The sequence below is a fragment of the Stenotrophomonas sp. SMYL20 genome (assembly GCF_036320045.1).
GTDB lineage: Bacteria > Pseudomonadota > Gammaproteobacteria > Xanthomonadales > Xanthomonadaceae > Stenotrophomonas > Stenotrophomonas maltophilia_A.
This window is the reverse complement of sequence record NZ_JAWIRT010000001.1, coordinates 157,919-176,044: the sequence shown is the minus strand read 5'-3', so window position 1 is coordinate 176,044 and position 18,126 is coordinate 157,919. Positions and strand designations below refer to the sequence as shown.

The window sequence follows — 18,126 nt, the reverse complement described above, 5'->3', positions numbered from 1 at the left end:
TGGCAATGAGACACCTGTCGCAGTTCATGTCCTATCGTCGGCACCCGTGGTCACAGATCCAGCGCTCGTTTGTGCGCCAGCGCCGCCTTCGCGCGCCAGCCCATCAGCGCTCCGCCCGCCGCAAAAGCGATCGCGTAGTGCAGGCCGACGTTGGGTGCAGTGCCAAACAGTGCAATCACGCCACTGACCAGCCCGAGCACGGGATACACCATCCCCACCAGCAGCACCCGCAGTGAACGGGACCGTTCAATGCCCGCCACACCGGCGTGACGCCAGCGCACGAAGCCATCGTGGAGCAAGGCTTGACTGAGCGCGGCGATCCCGCCGAGCAGCACGCCGGCCAGAACGTGATAGAACTCGTTGGAAATCCGGTCATGCAGCGCTGACATGACCGGAAACAGCGCGATGAAGAGCACGAGCATGGTCATGTCGGCTGCGTGCGCGCGTCGGGAAATGGTGGGTGTCATCGGGTTTTCTCCTTCTGTCGTGCGATGAAGTGGGCGGTGGCGTCGGGGTTTTCCCATAGGGGTCGCACGTGTGCTCGGTCAGCCTGTTGCTGTGCGGCCAAGGCTTGGTCAGGCGACCAGCCGTGGCGCGCTCGCCAGGTCTTGGACGGACGATAAAAGTTGGCGTGCTGTAGCTCGATAAACCCTTTGCGTCTGAGGAAGGTGGGCAGCCTGGGATTCTGCACGCGCTCCACGAACAGGGCTGGCCACGGAATCAAGGTATCGCATAGTTCTACGAATTCGGTCAGCCAACCCCGGCCTTTGAGGCGCGGGTTGAGCTGGATATTGCTCAGGGTCAGCACGGGAACGTCATCACCCAGTCCGGCCAGCACCTGTCGCGCGTGCTTGATCCAGATCCGGGTGCCTGCGCGCTTGAGCTCAACACAGTCGGGGATCTGGTCAGCCTCAACCAGTGAAATCCATTTGAAGAGCTGCAGTTCGATGCTGGGGATTCGGTTCAACTGGGCGTTGCTCATCATGGAACAGTTCCCTTTGCGGGTCTGGTGCAGCGAGCAGCATCCGTGGCGATACTGACGCCGCAATTGCCGGATTCGCGGTCTCATTCACCTGCGACGTTTCTACAGTTCTCGCGCTTGCCGCGCACGCGGCGCGCTACGGCATCGAGTTGGCGTTGCCGGTACCCGAAGCCATCGTGCTGCAGTTCGTTGTCGATCACGTATAGCGGCTCTCGATCGACGGCGAATTGGCCTGGGAACTTCCACCAGCCGTCGCCCCAGTCTTGGTGGCCGCTGGCCTCAAAGCCAAGGTCGGCCCGAGGACCTTGGCCGCCGTGCGCCATCGCGTTGCCGTGTTGTCCACCGCGCACCGGCTCAAGCACGTGGCCAATCCCTGCGAGCAGCCTGCAGTTCGCACCGTGCTCAGCCGCGCGGCGCGGGTCGCGGTTAAACGCGGCGAGCGCCCACGCAAGAAGACTGCGATCACCCTGGCTGAGCTGGAGGCCATGTTGGCCACTTGCGACGACAGCCTGGAAGGAATTCGGGATCGCGCCCTACTCTGCTCCGGGTTCGCTAGTGGCGGTCGCCGGCGCAGCGAGATCGCCGCTACTGCTGGTCGGCGGCCTAAGGCTTGCAGTACACAGCCGGGTAGCAGGTATTTCCTTGGCACGAATGAATAAAGGAGGAGATGATCCAGAAAAGTTGCGTGACATGCCCTTTCACTGGAAGGCCACGCTTGAGCTTCTCAAACTCGGCCGTCACATCACTCTTCGAAAGGGATGAGCAGGCCACAACGCACTTCCGATGAAGTCGCGGGTCCGCCAGTAGTGCCTTGACGTCACTGTTGGCCTCCCTGTAATTACCTATTCTTGTTCTATCTATCTGAGACCCCTTGTATTTCTTATTAAACTTCTGGTTGACCTTCGCCGAGAAGGTGGTGGCCGTGAAGTGCATGTTGCCAAGATTTTTTATGGCTTGGCCAATGACTTCATGGAGGGCGCTGGCTGAATTGCTTGATTTCTTGGCATGCTTGGAATGTACGAATGTGACGCGTGCCGCACTCAGGTCGATGGTTATATGGTCAGCCCACTCAGTGCCAAAGTCATCGCAGAACACGTAGCTGTCTTTTCGGTGAATGTATTCGACCTTCGCGAACAGTGAGGAGGGATCAAATTCTGTGCTAATGGCTGACACGTCCCCCTTCTCGCTTGTGGCCGTTGAGAAGCTTTTCTTCGGCTCCAAGCATGTGAGAATGGCATCGACTTCAGCCCTTCCAGCGCGGTTCTCAAAGCAGCTCTTTTTGATATATAGGTAGTCCGGACGATCAAATGAGACGACGAAGTATCCATGATCTGTGATCCAGGACTGGAAGGTGATGTAGTCCTTGGGGCCTTTAACTTTCAGCCTGCTCAGTGCGGCAGAGTTTGGTGACAAAGTCTTCTTGTTGATTCGAAGCTTTCCGCTTCTAGTGCCGATAAGGTTCTGGTGGTTGTCGATTTCGAAAGCAACGTCAAGCGTGTTGAGAAATCTCTTTAGAGATGCAGGCTCAAGCTTGTGGTACCGCCCGTTCTTTGTGTACCAAAGATCTATTTCGTCCTCAATCAAGTGCTCCTCGATCGCGAATCGCTCGAAGAGAATGCTCGCGGGTCGAGCAGACTTTAGGACTTCTTCAAGCGATATTCTTCTCGCGAACGATGAAAAGAAGCTCTTATTGACTCGCCTCCGTGACATGGCTGTGAAAATTTGCGATGACCAGTCTATCGCCTTACCAACATTTACGCGATCAGTAAGCTGATTGATGCGACCAGTATTTAGGCTGATCGAGCGAACCTCATTCTTTGTGCGAACTTGAGTGAAGCGCGGAATTGACCGGCCCGCGGCGTGAGGGGACATGTGGCCCTTCAGGTCGGGAGCTTCATAACTTCTGGCGCGTAGGCCCTTGTCCGATACATTCATTTCTCTCGTGCTCAGCTTCTGAATCTGAGACCGTGAGTCATCGAAGGTGTTCAAGAGATCTTCATACTCAGCGATCTCGTATTCCTTCTCAAGAAGTGGAGTTATGGTGGCGCAACTTTTCTTGAAAAGAGTGAACTCGCGCGGTCCAACTTCGACGATGACAAGGTAGGACGCGATAGTGTCAAATAGGTCGTGGTCGGGAGCGAAATATGCCTCCCTTTTGGAGTAGAAGACGATTGCTGATACTTTGGCGGCGCCTACAGCCTTTCTTCTTACTTCGAGAAGCGGATTGTATTCGCGATCCTCATTGGCGCGAGCGGATTCGATTAGCTTTTCCACGTCGCGATCGCCAATGTCCTTGGTCGATCTCACGAACGTTCCGTTAAGCGTGATGCGTAGGTCTTCGAGCCGAAGCGGGTTGGCGTTCACTTGGAGTCCGTTCTAATGAGTCCATGAATGCAAGACTATCGCACGAGCTTAGGTTTGCAAGGGATCCGTGCTCGAGGAGCAAGGCTGCGAACTCGGCCGGGGTGCTCTTGCCGAGTGAGCCGTGCGGCCGCACCTCGTTGTAGTGCTGTCGCTGGACAGTGACCGCAGCCCTGGCGCGCCCATCGGAATTGACTTCCTCGATCGAAATACAGGATCACCGGGTCGTTGGCCTGTCCCTGCTGGCCCTAATTGGCACTGCCCGGATCACCATGGGCCGGTCCTGCCTGCAGTGCATTGACCAGCCCGCCACCCGCCCGTTGAACAGGCCCCGTGCGATGCACAGTTAGAGCCGGCCAAACGCGTCGAATCGGCTGCTTCGACTGCTGCCAGCCATCTGCCATCAGTCGCGCCACCTGATTCAAGCTGGCGGTCTCGGCTTGATAAATCAAGTCTTCCTGCATGCTTCCGGCGGCCAGACTCCCGGCCGTCCTCTTCCAAATTGCGGATCCGCGCGGCTGGGCGATGGTTGCCGCGCTATCGGGCGCTGGGCAATCGCTGGCTCCATCTGTGGTAACCGTTGGTCGGCGCCTTCAAGCAGCGGCACATCAGTCCAATGCCTTACCCCTGATAAATCTTCCTTATCGCGACGGGACTGACTTGGCAGGCAAAACGGGTTTCTGCGCAATCACCAGCCTTCTTACGTCGCCCACAGGCACAAGAACTGCAGCCTTCTGGACCGGCTCCCAAAGCACATAGCTATCCCCCAAGCGCCCCACCAGGCCCAGATTGCGCTGCACTTTCTCATCAATAGTCACATTGACCGTGTACTCGCTGCTGCCAGAAGTAATCGACTTGGCGCGCTCGAAGCCAAGCCAGTTTGACGAGATCGGGACATAGGCAATCATCACGAGCGCATAGACCAGCCACGGTGAGTCCTTCACGGCGGCAGGCAACACTGGGGACAGGCGTACTGCCATTGCACATATGCCCGTCAGCGCCACACCTATCAGAACGGGCCAGGCATTGGACCACCAAAGCAAGGCGCCCATTCCAACAAGACAAAGAGCCAGGGTCAGCCACATCAGCAGATTGGCTTGGGACGGCGCCGCTGTCACCTTCCCCTCGACCCACCCTCCAAGCAGCAGCGCAAACAGTATGAAGAACAACACCATGCCGATCCCAGCAAGCCCTGCCAGCGCAAGCTCACTCACCGCAACAAACTGAAAGGGATCCAGGCCGAAGTGGCCCCAATACGCCTTCAGATAGAAGGCGCCTTGAATCAATCCGAACGTGACGAGCGCCGAACCCCATCCAGCAACATCGGCCATCGTCAGTGTCTTTTTCGTACGCTCCATGTATCCCCCTCCATCGATGCAGCTCCACCACATAGTGACATGCAGCGCTCTACCTCGCAGAACCCAACTCCATTAGCGTGACGCATCACGCCCGATCACCACCACCCCATTGGCGCCCCACCCCTCCCCCACTATAGTTCCACCCCTCATAAGGACGAGGCGGCACACATGCCCTATATCGGAATCGGACTCCACGTACTGGCAGCCATCTACTTCGCCGTGCACGCCATCCGCTCAGGCCAGAGCCTCTACTGGCTCATCCTGCTCTTCTCGTTCCCGCTGCTCGGCAGCGTCGTCTACTTCCTGGCGATCTACTTCCCGGAAGTCCGTCACTCGCGCGGCGCCCGGCAGGTCGTCCGCTCCGCCAAGCGGCTCATGGACCCGGGCCAGGACCTGCGCAACGCTCGCGCCGAGCTGGCGCGCACGCCTACCGTGCAGAACCGTGTTCGCCTGGGCATGACGCTGCTGGATGCCGGCCAGGCCGAGGAAGCCAGAACCCTGCTTGAGCAGGCGGCCAGCTCGCCGTTGGGCGACGATCCCCACATCCTGACCGGCCTGGCGCGTGCCCGCCTCGAGTCCGGGCATCCCGCGCTTGCGGTTGAGACGCTGGACGGCCTGTTTGCCCGCCACCCCGACGTGCGCCGCAAGCCAGAACAGACCCTGCTTTACGCGCAGGCACTTGCAGCCTCTCAGGCGCCCGGAACCCGCGCCGCGTTCGAGCGCGCTGTGGAATGCGGAAACGATGCGGCCGCCCGCTGCCTGTACGCCGAGTGGCTGATGGCACAACCGCAGCCCGCCGACCGTGAGCAGGCCCGCAGCCTGTTCGCCAGCATCATCGACGATGCCCAACACTGGTCGCGCCACGCACGCAGCCACAATGCCGCATGGCTGGAGCGGACCAAGGCCGCGTTGAAGGGCTACTGACGCCTGGCAGCCTTTGGCAATCCTGTCGCATCCGACTCGCTCGTGATCCCTGCGTGCGGATGCCGACAGTCCGCAGGCCTGCACCACCGACATCGCCGATAGCATTGCAGCGCAAGGCTCCAGTGTCATTGCGCGGTATGCAACGATTCTGAACATGTTGAAAGTTGTGTCGGCATCGGCCTTACTGCATTGGCATCACGCATAGGTCCGCGTATTCCTTGCCGTGCCACCGTGCATCGGTGGTCGGGATTCGAAACCCCGGTTGTGTGGATGTTGCTCGCACTTGCCAGCCGGCACCGCTACGCGCGGTGTCGGCTGGCAATCCGTCGGCCAGCTCTGGCGGGCGGTGCGTGGAGGCCTTGCGCCTGCCCGGTCATCCACACACGGGGTTTCGAACCATGCACCGTCCGCCACCTTTATCGGTGGCGGCTTCTGCCTGCACGCAAGGAGCCCAGCCATGACCCACCCCCACTCCCCTGCCCTGCACCCGATCTACGACGCGCCCACCAACGGCCCCGGACTGGATCCGAACACGCTCGTCGCCCTGCTGCATAGCATCGGCTCCGGCGCTGCCTCCGATGGCCAGCCCTGGCCTGAGCGCCATCAGATGCCTGGGCGGCGCATTGCCCTGGCAGACACTGATTGCTCGTTGGCCGGCCTTCGCGTGGTGCTGGAGATCCTGCTGGCCGCACAGCGCGCCCGCGAGAACGGCGAACTGGAACAGTACGTCGGCCCGCGCGTCATGGAGGGGCTGATCATGGCTGGGTTGGGACTCACGGCGCACGCCATCGATCGAGTGCGTCCGGAGGGCTGAGTGGCTTGCTGCCGCTGGGCGGCCACAGCGCTGTTCTTCACGGCAGTGGTCGCTGCACAACCTTGGTGGTCGGCGCCGCCTGTGCCCGAGCCGCTCGCGTTCCAGAGCATCACCGACAATCGCTTTTCTCAGCTGCGCCGCCACGCGGTGCAGTTCGTGGAGGCTCGGCCTCGGCAGGGCTTCCAGTTCGTTGAACGGCAACGGGATGTCTCTTTCCAGATTCGCTGCAACGGCATTCCGGTGCTCTTGCTGGAGAGGCGCTCGCGACATCTGCTGTTGCGTGCCTCACTGGACGCGAAGCAGCGGGCGCCCGCCGTTATGCGGTTGCGGGCGCTCCTCCAATGGCAACTGGAGCCGTTGGATTACCTAGAGCAGGTGCTGGCTGGCGTGCCGGAACCTGTTCTGTTGGATCGGGTGCTGCAGATTCTTGCTGGTGATGTGCCTGATGGGGCGCGATGTGGCGTGCCGTAGTCGAGCATGGCTCGACTCTACAGAGCCGCGGGCTGCGAGGGTTCGGGCTCTGGCTCTGCCGCTAGTCACCAGCGCGATGGGTATTGGCACCGTGATCGTGCGACTCACCTGCCGGCATCGATCCAGCCCGCAAGGCGCGCACGCGCGAGATCTTCCGGCGTGTCGATATCCAGGCCCAGCTCCGGCGCTTGAAGGGCATGCACGGCATCGATGGGAAGCTGCCTCAAGCGCGCTCCGAAGCCGCGGTCACCGCTTGCACCCACCTGATTGAACCATGCGCGTGGCACCACTGCAGGAACGCCAAGGACGTTTCCGTGACGGGTGCCAGCGCACCCTGACGCCGAAGCGCGGGCACCCAAAAGCAGCGCCTGCAGATGGGAGCGCTCGATTGCGGGCTGGTCGCATGCCACGACCATCACGGCGGCCGCTGCGGGCAGCAGGTGTGTGCCAGCAACCTGCAGGCTGCTGGCCAGGCCGCGTTCCCAGTGGTGGTTGGTTACCGGAGTCGCATCCAGTCCGGAAATACTGGATGTCACGGCCTGTGCGTTCCCGCCCACCACCACCAACACCTGCGAAGGCGCGAGCTCCAAGGCCAACCGCACTACGCGATGTACGAGGGTCTCGCCCTGTCGGGTCAGAAGCTGCTTGGGCTGGCCAAGCCGGGTGCTCCCGCCCGCAGCAAGCACGACGACTGCATGCGCGGCGGTCACGTGCCGGCGGTGCTTCGCCATTGCTGCAGCTGCGCCGCGATGCTGAGCGAAATCGCTTCCGGCCCCCGCCCTCCGATGTTGAGGCCGACCGGTGATCGAAGTCTGGAAGACAGGCGGTTGCGCTGATCCGGTGTCAGCAGCTTGAACAGATCCTCACGCCTTCGCCGCGGACCCAGAAGTCCAATGAAGGCAACCTCGGTATCGGCCAGGGCCACCAGTGCCTCGCGGTCCAGCTCGAAGTCGTGGTGCATCACCAGCACCGCATCGCACGGGTCGGCATGTAGGGCCTCGGCCGGGCTCGCCTGGAGCTGTGCATCCGCGCCCTGCCCCGCTGAGGACCAGCGCGCTCGTCGTTCGGCCACGCTGACCCGCCACCCCAGTCCCCGCAGCAACGGAACCAGGAAGGGCGTTTCGGGACCGCCCCCGAACAGCAGGGCCCGCGGAAGCCGGGGCAGGCTCAAACGCCATGCGCCCTCGCCAAAGGACTGCGCCCCGTCCATCGGATGCAGCTGCCATGCCTGCTCGCGATTGCCGGCGCGGAAAACGATCTGGCCCGACGTACGAAGGTCGCGCTGGAGTGACACACCCTCGCGCAACCAAGCCTCGATCACGGCGTCGATGCCGGACATGGCACGCAATGGCAGAAGCGCAATCCGAAGCCGGCCGCGGCAGCCGAGCGCGGATCCACTCAACAGGTCGTTGTCACTGCGGGTGTCGATCTCGATCCAGTCGACCCTCCCTGCCGCGCTCACCTGCTCCGCGCGTCGCGCGAGCTCGGGCTCCAGGCATCCGCCGCTGAGCCAGCCGACCTGGCTGCCGTTGCAGAACAGCACCATGTCGCCGGTACCGGCGTAGGTGGAGCCATCGGTTTCCAGCACCAGCGCGAGCACCGCGTGTTCTCCCGCGCGCACGCGCGTCAAGGCCTTCTCGAGCACGCTCCGCGGGCTTCCTTCGGTGAGGAAGCCCGGCGCTGCGGACACGTCCCCGGCGGGATCCCTGGGCTCCACTCCCTCTGCCGCAGAGGCCTCCAGGACGGGTGAGGCTACGGGTCGGTCCATGCGCAAGGGTCAGCCCACATCGGGCAAGCCGGGCAACAGCTTGTCCAAGGTGATGGGATAGTTGCGCACGCGCACGCCGGTTGCGTTGTAGACCGCATTGGCGATCGCGGCCCCGACCCCACAGATGCCCAGCTCACCCACGCCCTTGGCTTTCATCGGCGAGATCACCGGATCCAGTGTGTCGAGGAAGACCACTTCCTGGTGCGGAATGTCGGCGTGCACGGGAACCTCGTATCCCGCCAGGTCGTGGTTGATGAACAAGCCAAGCCGCTTGTCGACCACCAGCTCCTCCATCAGGGTTGCGCCCGCACCCATCACCATCCCGCCGATGACCTGGCTGCGTGCGGACAGCGGATTGAGGATCCTGCCGCCATCACATACGGCAAGCATCCTGCGGATGCGCGTCTCTCCGGTGTAGGCATGCACGGCAACCTCGCAGAAATGCGCTGCATAGGTACCGACGTCGTACCCCTGCTTGAACTTGCCGAAGGCAATGCCGTCCTCTGCCGACAGTGTGCCCGCTTCGGCCAGGTCGATGGTCCGCCCACCCGCCTGGATACGGCCATTGGCGAAGTTTGCGGTGTCGCCCTCGAAGCCCAGTTTCTCGCCCACCTTGCGGCGCAGGCTGACGCACGCCGCGTACACGCCTGCGGTGGAGCTTGCCGCGCCCCACTGGCCGCCGGAACCGGCGGAGGCGGGATGACGGGAATCGCCGAGGGTCACCTGGACCCGGTCCAGCGGCACGCCCATGGTCTCGGCTGCCGTCTGCGCGATGATCGTGTAGGAGCCGGTGCCGATGTCGGTCATGTCGGTTTCCACGATCACCCCACCCTGGCCGTCAAGCCGCACCCGCGCCGCCGACTTCATCGTCGGTGCGCCGCGATAGCCCGCAGACACGCCCATGCCGACCAGCCAGTGCCCTTCCCGTACCTGCGCCGGCTTGGCGTTGCGCTTGTTCCAGTTGAAGCGCTCCGCGCCCTCGCGCAGGCAGCGCACCAGGTTGCGGTCGGAGAACTTCTTGGACGGATCACCGGGCACGACCTCGGGTTCGTTGAGGATGCGGAACGCGATCGGGTCGAGGCCCAGCTTCTCGGCCATTTCGTCCATCGCCACTTCCAGCGCCATGTGGCCCGGTGCTTCGCCCGGCGCGCGCATCGCATTGCCTTCGGGCATGTCGAGCGTGGCGATGTAGTTGGCCACCAGGCGGTTGGCGCCTGCATAGAGCTTGGGCGTCTGCAGGGTGCCGTTCTCGCCGTCCTCGCCGTTGATATTGCCCGACCAGTTCTCATGGGCGATGGCGGAGATCCTGCCGTCCTTCGCGCAACCGATCCGGACGCGTTGGATGGTCGCGTGCCGGTGCGTGGTGTTGTTGGGCATCAACGGGCGTTGCAGCGCGATCTTCACCGGCCGCCCGACCTGCCTGGCGGCCAGTGCGGCCAGCACTGCATCGGCGCGGATGAACAGCTTGCCGCCGAAGCCGCCGCCGATATAGGGCGAGTCCACGCGCACCTTGCCAGCATCGATGCCGAGGATCGCCGCCATGCCCTGCTTGGCCCAGTCGATCATCTGGTTCGAGGTCCACAGGGTGAGCGTGTCCCCTTCCCATGCGGCGATGGTGGCGTGCGGCTCCATCATCGAATGACTTTCGTCGGCTGTGTGGTAGGTCTCGTCGAGCTTGACCGCCGCGCTCGCGTAGGCGGTGTCGAAATCGCCGAGCGTCTGCCGGTCGGGCTTGCCACCGCGCCCCTTTGCCAGCGGCGCGGACGGCGCCAGCGCTGGGAAATCGAAGCGCCCCTTGCCGCGCTCGTAGCGGGTGCGGATCAACGCCGCAGCGGCGCGGGCCTGCTCGAAGGTCTCTGCCACCACGCAGGCAATGGCCTGGTGGTAATGGGCGACCTCGGGCCCGCCGAACAATGGCGCATTGTTCCAGTTGGATGTGCCGACCGGTTTGGTCTCCGGTGCGGTGATCACCGCCAGTACGCCGGGGGCGGCACGTGCACGGGAGGCATCCATCGAGATGATGCGCCCCTTGCCGATGCCCGCGCCGACGATGTAGCCGTAGACTTGGTTTGGCGCCACGTCATGGCGCTCGTAGGCATAGGGGGCGGTGCCGGTGGTCTTGCGTGGGCCGTCGATGCGCGGCGTCGACTTGCCGACCACCTTGGCCTTGTCGAACAGGTTGTCGCCGGCGGGGGCGTTGAATTCGAGGGGCATCAGCGCTCTCCTTCGGCCAGAACGGCTGCGAGGGTGCGCTCGGCAAGCGCGATCTTGAACGCGTTCTCCTGCGTTGGACGGGCACCGGCGAACACCTGCCGGGTCGCGGCCTTGACGCTGTCGCGCAGCAGGGGTTCGGCTGCTTCGATGCGCCACGGCTTCGGCGCGACCCCGCCGAACGCGAATCGCGCCGAGCCGTCACGCTGCACGACCGCGGCGACCGACACCAGTGCGAACGCATAGGACGCGCGGTCACGTACCTTGTGGTACACGTGCCGGCCGCCCAGCGGTTCCGGCAGCGTGACGTGGGTGATCAGCTCACCGCGCTGCAGCACGTTGTCCTGCTGTGGCGTGTCGCCCGGGGAACGATGGAACTCGGCAATCGGGATGCTGCGCGTGCTGCCATCTCCCTTGACGGTCTGGATCGTAGCGTCCAGCACGCGCAGCGCCACCGCCATATCGCCCGGATAGGTCGCGATGCAGCTGTCCGAGGTACCGATCACCCCCATCTGCCGGGAGAACCCTTCGAGCGCGCCGCAGCCTGATCCAGGCAGGCGCTTGTTGCAGGGCAGATGGGGGTCGTAAAAGTACGGGCAGCGCGTGCGCTGCAGCAGGTTGCCGCCGGTGGTGGCTTTGTTGCGCAGCTGCCCGGACGCGCCTGCCACGATCGCGCGGGTCAGCACACCGTAGTCGCGGCGCACGCGCTCATGCGAGGCCAGCGCGGTATTGGTGACCAGCGTGCCGATGCGCAGGCCGCCGTCGTCTGTAGGTTCGATCCTGTCCAGGCCGATGTCCTGCACATCGACCAGGTGCGCGGGCGTCTCGACCTCCAGCTTCATCAGGTCGAGCAGGTTGGTTCCTCCCGCCAGGAACTTCGCGCCCTCGGTGCCGGCGACGGCCTTGGCGGCCTCGGCAGGAGACTTCGCGCGCTCGTAACTGAAGACTTTCATGAGCGCTCCCTTCCAGAGGTAACGCCAGCGACCTCTTGCATCGCCTCGGCAATGTTGGAATACGCGCCGCAGCGGCACAGGTTGCCGCTCATGCGTTCGCGCATTTCCATGTTGGTGGCCTGGGGCCGTGCGCTGACATCGGCCTGCGCATGGCTGGGGACACCGCGCTTGATCTCGTCCAGTACCGCCATCGCCGAACAGATCTGCCCCGGCGTGCAGTACCCGCACTGGTAGCCGTCATGCTTGATGAAGGCGGCCTGCATCGGATGCAGGTCATCCGGGGTTCCGAGGCCCTCGATGGTAGTGATGGTATCGCCCTGGTGCTGCACCGCCAGGCTGAGGCAGGCATTGATGCGTTCACCGTTGACCAGCACGGTACAGGCGCCGCATTGACCGTGGTCGCAGCCCTTCTTGGTGCCGGTCAGCTTCAGATGTTCGCGCAGGGCGTCGAGCAGCGTGGTCCGCGTGTCCAGCTCGAGCTCACGATGCGTGCCGTTGACGGTCAACGCCACCGTGCTGATGACCGGCGGCCTGGGCGGTGGGGACGCCGCCAGTTCGGCGGCAAGCGATGATGCCCCCGGTGCGGCGGACATCGCCATGGTCGTGGCGCCGCCGGCGATCACCTGGCGACGCGTCAACTTCATTCCTTCGTCCCAACTTGGCACAGTGACCTCCTGGCGTTCGGGGAAACCCCGTGGCTGGATGGACGCGCTCAAACTACCCAAGGGCCACTATGCCCGGCTGGGTAGTACAGATCTGTGAAGCCAGTCCAGGGTGTGCCGGCATCATCGGCCGAGCCTGCTGGCCGGTCATCTTCAACGCCGCCTCTGGCAAACGTGCGCCTGGTGGACAGCGTATTGATGCCCAGATAAAGCCGCCCAGACAGGCCCAAAGCGCGCCGTGGGCTGGTCTGCGGAACTGCGCCATACGGCGCTCGGATACGGTGCTGCGTCGGTGGTCAGCAAGCGCTGTGGTCCGGGCGAGCTGCCACGGCCGTGCGTGATGCTGGACTCATTGCCGTGTGGATCGACTGCGGGAAGACGCCAGAAGGATGAGCAGCACATAGCAGGCCAACGCCCCCAGGGCCAGGCCCATGGCCTCGAGTTCCCAGTTCCTGCGGTACGGAGAAGGCCCGATGAAGGCCCAGATCAACAGGAGCGCCCCAATCACGAGCATGGTCTTGTTGGCTGCTGAGATGAGCTTGGCAGCAGAGGGATACCCTAGATTGGGGTCGAACGGGCCGAGCATCCAGCCGAGGCTTTTGAAGTAGTCACGTGCAAGAAAGAACAGGAAGACAAACACCCCCATGAGCACGCTCGCCAGCAGCTGATAGTGCGGTTCCATGGCAGCCTCTTGAGGGGATCTGGCGTTTCCACGCGTGGACGCGCCGCAGCTTAGCCGGATTTACATGAGGAGTGCATCCGTTGGCCGGAAGCGGACGTCAGGGCAATAGTCGAACATGGCTCGACTTTACAGAGGCGCAGCCTGCGGTCAGACCTGCACATGCACCACATGGCTGATGCCACGATGGAACATCTTGGCGTACGGGCAGACGCGTTCAGTGTTGCGCACCAGTTCGCCGGCCAGGTTCGCATCCATGCCGGGAAGATGGACCACGATCTCGGCCGACAGCAGGTACAGCCCATCTGCCGGATCACGGGCGAAGGTGACCGCCACTTCGACGCTGGGGTTGTGCAGCAGCAGGCCGGCACGCGCGGCCACCAGTACCATGGCGCCGTGGAAGCAACCGGCGTAGCTTGCCGCCAATAGCTGCTCGGGATTGGAGCCACCGCCGGGCCCGCCGAATTCCGGCGGCAGGCGCAGGTCCACCGCCAGTGCACCGTCGTCCGATCGCACCACGCCGGACGCGCGCCCGTGCTGGGCCTGGCCACCGCTCACCCGCACGCGGCCGGTGTACAGCGGCTGCACGTCGTCGCCCTGGTAGCGGTCCAGCATGGCGGGCGAAGGTGGCTTCAGCTCGGTCATTGGCAGGCGATCGATGGCCGCTCAGGCGGGCTGCCGCTGCAACAGGCCGGACTGCTGCAGCCAGGCGTCGAAGCCGACCTGCCCCAGCCACGCCTGCCCGACCGGCACCAGCGTATCGATCTGCAGCGGCGCACCGAAGTACAGGGCCTCGGCGTCTGCCACGACCTGCCGCGGGTCGCCGGTCCGCTGCAGATACTGCCTGGCCAGATCCGCCATCGCGACGCGCTGGGGGCCCGCAATTTCCACGACGCCATTGCGGGGGGGCTGCTGCGCGATGCGTGCCACCGCTTCGGCAACATCCTCGGCGGCAATCGGCTGTACGTCGGCGGCGGGCAACCGCACGGTCGCCCCATTGCCGGCGGACTGGATGATGCCCGGCAGGAACTCGAAGAACTGCGTGGAATGGATGATAGTGTACGGCAGGCCCGAATCGCGGATCAGGCGCTCCTGCGCGATCTTGCCGCGGAAGTAGCCGCTGGCCGCAAGCTTGTCGGTGCCTACGACGGAAAGCGCAACGTGGTGGCGTACGCGGGCACGGGCGGCGGCGGTCAGGACGTTGTGGCCAGCGGTCTCGAAGAACGAAAGCACTGCCGCATCTTCGAACGAGGGCGAGTTGGCCAGGTCCACCACCACGTCGACCCCGTCCATGGCGGCGTCCAGGCCTTCACCGGTCAGCACATCCACGCCGGTGGAGGGCGCGGCCACTACGATGTAATGCCCGGCGGTGCGCAGGCGCTCAACCACCTTGCTGCCGATGCGGCCGGTACCACCGATGACGAGGAATTTCATGACGTGTCTCCTGGAATGTAGAAGGGGCGACCGGCTGTCGCCGGGCATGCTGGAATCGTAGGCAGCGTGGGTGCGGGGCAGTAGGTCCGCGCTGGGGCGCGCACTGTTGCCCGGCACGCACCAATGCTTCAGGCCCAGGCGGGCTGTGCCTCTGGCTTCATGGACGTGGCCTGTTGGCGCGCTTCCCAATGCGAGATCACATCCAGCTCGAGCGCGCGCACCCGCTGCGTGCTGAAGTCGATGAAGGCCCGCACGCGCTTGGGAAGCTGGCGGCGGCTGAGGTAGCACAGGTAGTGGCCGCGATCGAGAGGCGCATGCCGATCCAGGCAGGTCACCACCCTGCCCGCCCACAGCGCTTCACGTATCTGATAGCTGGGCAGCTGGGCGATGCCCAGCCCGTCGATGACGGCCTGCAGGGCCAGATCGGCATCGTTGAACACCAGTGCGGCTGGCGGCTGCAGGTGCACATCGATGCCGTCGACCCGGAATTCCCAGGGCTGCATGCGCCCACCCGGCAGGCGCCGCCCGATGCAGGCATGCGTGGACAGCGCATCCACCGACGAGGGTAGACCCTGCGCCTGCACGTACTCCGGAGATGCACACACGACCAGCTGCATCGGCACCAGCTGCTTGGCGATCACCTGGCTGTCTTCCAGCAGGCCGTCGCGGAACGCTACGTCGATGCGGTCACCCGCCAGGTCGGGGGCCTGCTCGTCCAACAGCAGTTCTACCGAGACCTGCGGGTACTCGGCGCGGAAGGCGGCCAGCAAGGGGGCGATCACCCGCCGGCCGAAGCCGTGGCTGGCACTGATGCGCAGGTGCCCGCGCGGCGGGCCCTCGCGCAGGTCGCGCATTTCCTCCAGCGCCTGCAGGATGCAGTTCACGCCCGGGTTGCAGCCCTCCAGGAACAGCTCGCCTTCGCGGGTCAGCGTGGTTGAGCGCGTGGTGCGCAGGAACAACCGCACGCCCAGCTGGCTTTCCAGCTTCTGCACGCTGCGGCTGACGGCCGAACGGCCGATGCCGAGGCGGTCGGCCGCGCGGGCGAAACTGCCCTCGGCCGCCACTGCAATGAAGGCCAGCACGCCGGCGTAGCTGGTGGAGAAGGATGCATTGAGCGCATCGTGGCCGTCGCTGGCCGGGCTGGGCTGTGCGATGTTCATGGGCGGCATGACTCCAGGCGGGCACGGTGCGCGTGCAGGTGGTTCCGCGCCAGCGCCAGGCGCTGCCTGCACGCGGAAAGGTCGAGCCCCAGCAGGGGCACGATGTCCTCGAACCCGGCGCCCAGCACGTCGTGCAGCAACAGCACCGCACGTGCATCGGGCGGCAATTCGCGCAGTGCAGCCAGGAAGGTCTGCCAGACCTGCTCACTGGCAGGGCGGAATGCGGTGCGCAGGTGCGTTGAGGTGTCCATGCCCGGCAGACGGCCGAGCATCGGCCGCTGTGACAGGCCATTGGTGTTTTTCATGCAACAGCATGCGGCCCGGCCCCGGCCTACCGGCAGTGCGGTCGCAGGCCTAGCCTCGCTGTGTCCTTCACTCGCTACAGGAACACGCCATGACCGCACGTCTGGATTACGCCGCGCAATCCCCCGAACTGTTCAAGAAGCTCGGCCTGTACTCGCATGCCGCCCATACCGCCTCGATCGAAGCGGCCATCATCGATCTGGTCAACATCCGTGCATCGCAGCTCAACGGCTGCGGTTTCTGCCTGGACATGCACGTGAAGGAGGCCACCCTGCGCGGCGAGCGCCCGCTGCGCCTGCATCACCTGGCGGCATGGCGTGAATCGACGCTGTTCAGCCCGCGCGAGCGCGCCTGCCTGGCCTGGACCGAGGTGCTGACCCAGCTGCCGGCGCAGGGTGTGCCCGACGAGCTGTACGCGCGGGTGCGCGGCCAGCTGTCCGAGCAGGAGATTGTCGACCTGACCCACGCGGTGATGGCGATCAACGCCTGGAACCGCGCGAACGTCGCCTTCCGTACCACGCCCGGCACCCTGGACGCGGCCTTTGGCCTGGACAAGGCCGGCCTGGCCTGATCGATCCGCCGCTGCCCCATGCAGCGGCCCTCCCCTACCGCACTGGAGACCTGCCATGCGTCGTTCTGTTCTGGCCCTGCTTGCGCTGCTGCCACTGTGCAGCGCTGCCGCCACCGCGCCCCCTGCTGCGCCCGAGCCCCTGGTGCACGAGGTGATGACCCGCGCCCTGCCGGAGCAGCCCGGCAAGGAAGCGCTGATCCTTACCGTGGAATACCCGCCGGGTGGCGCCGATCCGGTGCACCGCCACGATGCCCATGGCTTCGTCTACGTCCTGGAAGGACGAATCGTGATGGGCGTGGCCGGCGGCAAGGAAGTCACCCTCGGCCCGGGCGAGGCCTTCCATGAAGGCCCAGCCGATCTGCACACTGTAGGTCGTAACGCCAGCGCTACCGAGCCGGCGAAGTTCGTGGTGTTCCTGATCAAGGACATCGGTAAGCCGGCGGTTCTGCCGCCGCACTGATCGCACGTCCGGCGCTGGTGCCAACGACAGGTCCCCGGGTGTCACAATCCGGGGACCTGTCCCGTCTACGCTGGCATGGACGATTCCACTGCGCTGTTCTCCCGCCTCCGCCCACGCCTGTTCGGCGTGGCCTACCGCATGCTCGGGTCTTCGCACGAAGCCGAGGACGTGGTGCAGGATGTCTGGCTGCGCTGGCATGGCGCCGACCTGTCACAGATCGAGAATCCCGAAGCCTGGCTGGTGGCCACCACCACCCGTCGCGCCATTGATGGCCTGCGCCTGGCACGGCATACGCGCGAACACTATGTCGGCATGTGGTTGCCCGAGCCGCTGCTGACCGATGACACCAGCACCCCTGAGTATGTGCTGGAAACCGCCAGCGATCTGTCGGTCGCCTTCCTAAGCGTGCTGGAGCGGTTGGCCCCGGATGCGCGTGCAGCCTTCCTGCTGCACGACGTGTTCGATCAGGACTACGCGGTGGTCGCGCGCACCCTGGACAAGACAGAAGCCGCCTGCCGGCAGATCGTGCATCGCGCACGCCTGCAGCTCAGGCAGGAGCGCCCGCGCTACAACGTTCCGCAGGAGGTGCACCAGAAACTGCTGCGCCGCTTCGCCGAGGCCGCATCCAGCGGCGATTTCCGTACGATGAAGGCGCTGATGGCCGAGTCGGCCGAGCTGGTGGGTGATGGCGGTGGCATCGTCACCAGCTTCCCAAAACCGATGGTCGGGGGTGCACGCATTGCCCAGCTGCTGTATGCCCCGCACCTGCGGCGCAGCGCGCAATTGCGGATGGTGCCGGCCATGCTCAACGGACGGCTGGGACTGCTGCGCTATTTCGATGGCGAGCTGGAAGCGGCGATGGCCTTCGAGACCGATGGCGAACGGATCACGCAGATCCTGGTGCAGCGCAACCCGCACAAGCTGCAGCGGCTGGCACTGCCCACCTCCATCCAGTAGATACAAGCGCCGCGTGGATGGCATCCATTGTCGACGTCGTTCTTGCGGGATTCAACCG

At 64.4% G+C, this 18,126-nt stretch carries 20 protein-coding genes and 2 pseudogenes; 7 read left to right on the top strand and 15 right to left on the bottom strand.

Annotation, left to right across the window (positions count from 1 at the left end):
- Nucleotides 1–50: 50 nt before the first annotated feature.
- Nucleotides 51–467, bottom strand: coding sequence for a hypothetical protein (locus V3B48_RS00770; RefSeq protein WP_329892975.1), 417 nt, complete (start codon nt 465–467; stop codon nt 51–53).
- Nucleotides 464–982, bottom strand: coding sequence for a hypothetical protein (locus V3B48_RS00765; RefSeq protein WP_329892974.1), 519 nt, complete (start codon nt 980–982; stop codon nt 464–466). Before V3B48_RS00765 ends, V3B48_RS00770 begins: the two co-directional genes overlap by 4 nt.
- Nucleotides 983–1,197: 215 nt before the next feature.
- Between V3B48_RS00765 and V3B48_RS00760 the strand changes: the two are divergent.
- Nucleotides 1,198–1,569: pseudogene (locus tag V3B48_RS00760) on the top strand (integrase); the annotation flags it as partial.
- Nucleotides 1,570–1,585: 16 nt separating this feature from the next.
- Here the strand turns inward: V3B48_RS00760 and V3B48_RS00755 are convergent.
- The 3 genes and pseudogenes from V3B48_RS00755 to V3B48_RS00745 all read right to left on the bottom strand — a co-directional run bounded on the left by V3B48_RS00755 (nt 1,586) and on the right by V3B48_RS00745 (nt 4,701).
- Complete coding sequence (locus tag V3B48_RS00755) at nt 1,586–3,346, bottom strand: hypothetical protein (RefSeq protein ID WP_329892973.1); 1,761 nt, start codon at nt 3,344–3,346, stop codon at nt 1,586–1,588.
- 58 nt (nt 3,347–3,404) lie between these two features.
- Nucleotides 3,405–3,521, bottom strand: a pseudogene (locus V3B48_RS00750) (integrase core domain-containing protein); the annotation flags it as partial.
- 463 nt (nt 3,522–3,984) lie between these two features.
- Entirely contained in the window at nt 3,985–4,701 is a 717-nt protein-coding gene (locus V3B48_RS00745; protein WP_329892972.1) for a hypothetical protein, read from the bottom strand.
- A gap of 168 nt (nt 4,702–4,869) precedes the next feature.
- Here V3B48_RS00745 and V3B48_RS00740 point away from each other — a divergent pair, with 168 nt between their 5' ends.
- From V3B48_RS00740 to V3B48_RS00730, 3 genes are all read left to right on the top strand, one after another.
- Nucleotides 4,870–5,625 (top strand): tetratricopeptide repeat protein, encoded by a 756-nt coding sequence (locus V3B48_RS00740; protein WP_329892971.1) that lies wholly within the window; start codon nt 4,870–4,872, stop codon nt 5,623–5,625.
- A 457-nt stretch (nt 5,626–6,082) separates the two neighbouring features.
- Nucleotides 6,083–6,439: a hypothetical protein gene (locus tag V3B48_RS00735; protein ID WP_329892970.1), complete on the top strand. Its 357-nt coding sequence runs from the start codon at nt 6,083–6,085 to the stop codon at nt 6,437–6,439.
- 81 nt (nt 6,440–6,520) lie between these two features.
- On the top strand, nt 6,521–6,910 hold the full coding sequence (locus V3B48_RS00730) for a hypothetical protein (RefSeq protein WP_329892969.1): 390 nt from the start codon (nt 6,521–6,523) through the stop codon (nt 6,908–6,910).
- 104 nt (nt 6,911–7,014) lie between these two features.
- On the opposite strand, the gene V3B48_RS00725 is transcribed toward V3B48_RS00730, so the two are convergent.
- The 10 genes from V3B48_RS00725 to V3B48_RS00680 form a co-directional block, all read right to left on the bottom strand.
- The gene (locus tag V3B48_RS00725) at nt 7,015–7,641 is read right to left on the bottom strand and encodes a nucleotidyltransferase family protein (RefSeq protein WP_329892968.1); all 627 of its coding nucleotides are present in this window, start codon (nt 7,639–7,641) and stop codon (nt 7,015–7,017) included.
- Complete coding sequence (locus V3B48_RS00720; protein WP_329892967.1) at nt 7,617–8,678, bottom strand: XdhC family protein; 1,062 nt, start codon at nt 8,676–8,678, stop codon at nt 7,617–7,619. Before V3B48_RS00720 ends, V3B48_RS00725 begins: the two co-directional genes overlap by 25 nt.
- Nucleotides 8,679–8,687: 9 nt before the next feature.
- Nucleotides 8,688–10,892: an aldehyde oxidoreductase molybdenum-binding subunit PaoC gene (paoC, locus tag V3B48_RS00715; protein WP_329892966.1), complete on the bottom strand. Its 2,205-nt coding sequence runs from the start codon at nt 10,890–10,892 to the stop codon at nt 8,688–8,690.
- On the bottom strand, nt 10,892–11,842 hold the full coding sequence (locus V3B48_RS00710; protein ID WP_329892965.1) for a xanthine dehydrogenase family protein subunit M: 951 nt from the start codon (nt 11,840–11,842) through the stop codon (nt 10,892–10,894). The genes paoC and V3B48_RS00710 overlap by 1 nt, the downstream gene beginning before the upstream one ends.
- On the bottom strand, nt 11,839–12,486 hold the full coding sequence (paoA, locus tag V3B48_RS00705) for an aldehyde dehydrogenase iron-sulfur subunit PaoA (RefSeq protein ID WP_329892964.1): 648 nt from the start codon (nt 12,484–12,486) through the stop codon (nt 11,839–11,841). The genes V3B48_RS00710 and paoA overlap by 4 nt, the downstream gene beginning before the upstream one ends.
- A 367-nt stretch (nt 12,487–12,853) precedes the next feature.
- The gene (locus V3B48_RS00700; protein ID WP_032127302.1) at nt 12,854–13,186 is read right to left on the bottom strand and encodes a hypothetical protein; all 333 of its coding nucleotides are present in this window, start codon (nt 13,184–13,186) and stop codon (nt 12,854–12,856) included.
- A gap of 147 nt (nt 13,187–13,333) precedes the next feature.
- Nucleotides 13,334–13,828, bottom strand: coding sequence for an Ohr family peroxiredoxin (locus V3B48_RS00695; protein WP_329892963.1), 495 nt, complete (start codon nt 13,826–13,828; stop codon nt 13,334–13,336).
- A 21-nt stretch (nt 13,829–13,849) separates the two neighbouring features.
- Nucleotides 13,850–14,617, bottom strand: a complete 768-nt coding sequence (locus tag V3B48_RS00690; RefSeq protein ID WP_329892962.1) for an SDR family oxidoreductase — start codon at nt 14,615–14,617, stop codon at nt 13,850–13,852.
- A gap of 128 nt (nt 14,618–14,745) precedes the next feature.
- Nucleotides 14,746–15,777: a LysR substrate-binding domain-containing protein gene (locus V3B48_RS00685; protein WP_329892961.1), complete on the bottom strand. Its 1,032-nt coding sequence runs from the start codon at nt 15,775–15,777 to the stop codon at nt 14,746–14,748.
- Nucleotides 15,774–16,082, bottom strand: coding sequence for a sigma factor-like helix-turn-helix DNA-binding protein (locus tag V3B48_RS00680; protein ID WP_329892960.1), 309 nt, complete (start codon nt 16,080–16,082; stop codon nt 15,774–15,776). Before V3B48_RS00680 ends, V3B48_RS00685 begins: the two co-directional genes overlap by 4 nt.
- An 89-nt stretch (nt 16,083–16,171) precedes the next feature.
- Here V3B48_RS00680 and V3B48_RS00675 point away from each other — a divergent pair, with 89 nt between their 5' ends.
- The 3 genes from V3B48_RS00675 to V3B48_RS00665 all read left to right on the top strand — a co-directional run bounded on the left by V3B48_RS00675 (nt 16,172) and on the right by V3B48_RS00665 (nt 18,068).
- Nucleotides 16,172–16,651, top strand: coding sequence for a carboxymuconolactone decarboxylase family protein (locus V3B48_RS00675; protein WP_154349089.1), 480 nt, complete (start codon nt 16,172–16,174; stop codon nt 16,649–16,651).
- 55 nt (nt 16,652–16,706) lie between these two features.
- On the top strand, nt 16,707–17,111 hold the full coding sequence (locus tag V3B48_RS00670; protein WP_285301808.1) for a cupin domain-containing protein: 405 nt from the start codon (nt 16,707–16,709) through the stop codon (nt 17,109–17,111).
- 75 nt (nt 17,112–17,186) lie between these two features.
- A complete protein-coding gene (locus V3B48_RS00665) occupies nt 17,187–18,068 on the top strand; it encodes an RNA polymerase sigma-70 factor (RefSeq protein ID WP_329892959.1) in 882 nt (293 codons plus the stop codon).
- Nucleotides 18,069–18,126 lie beyond the last annotated feature (58 nt).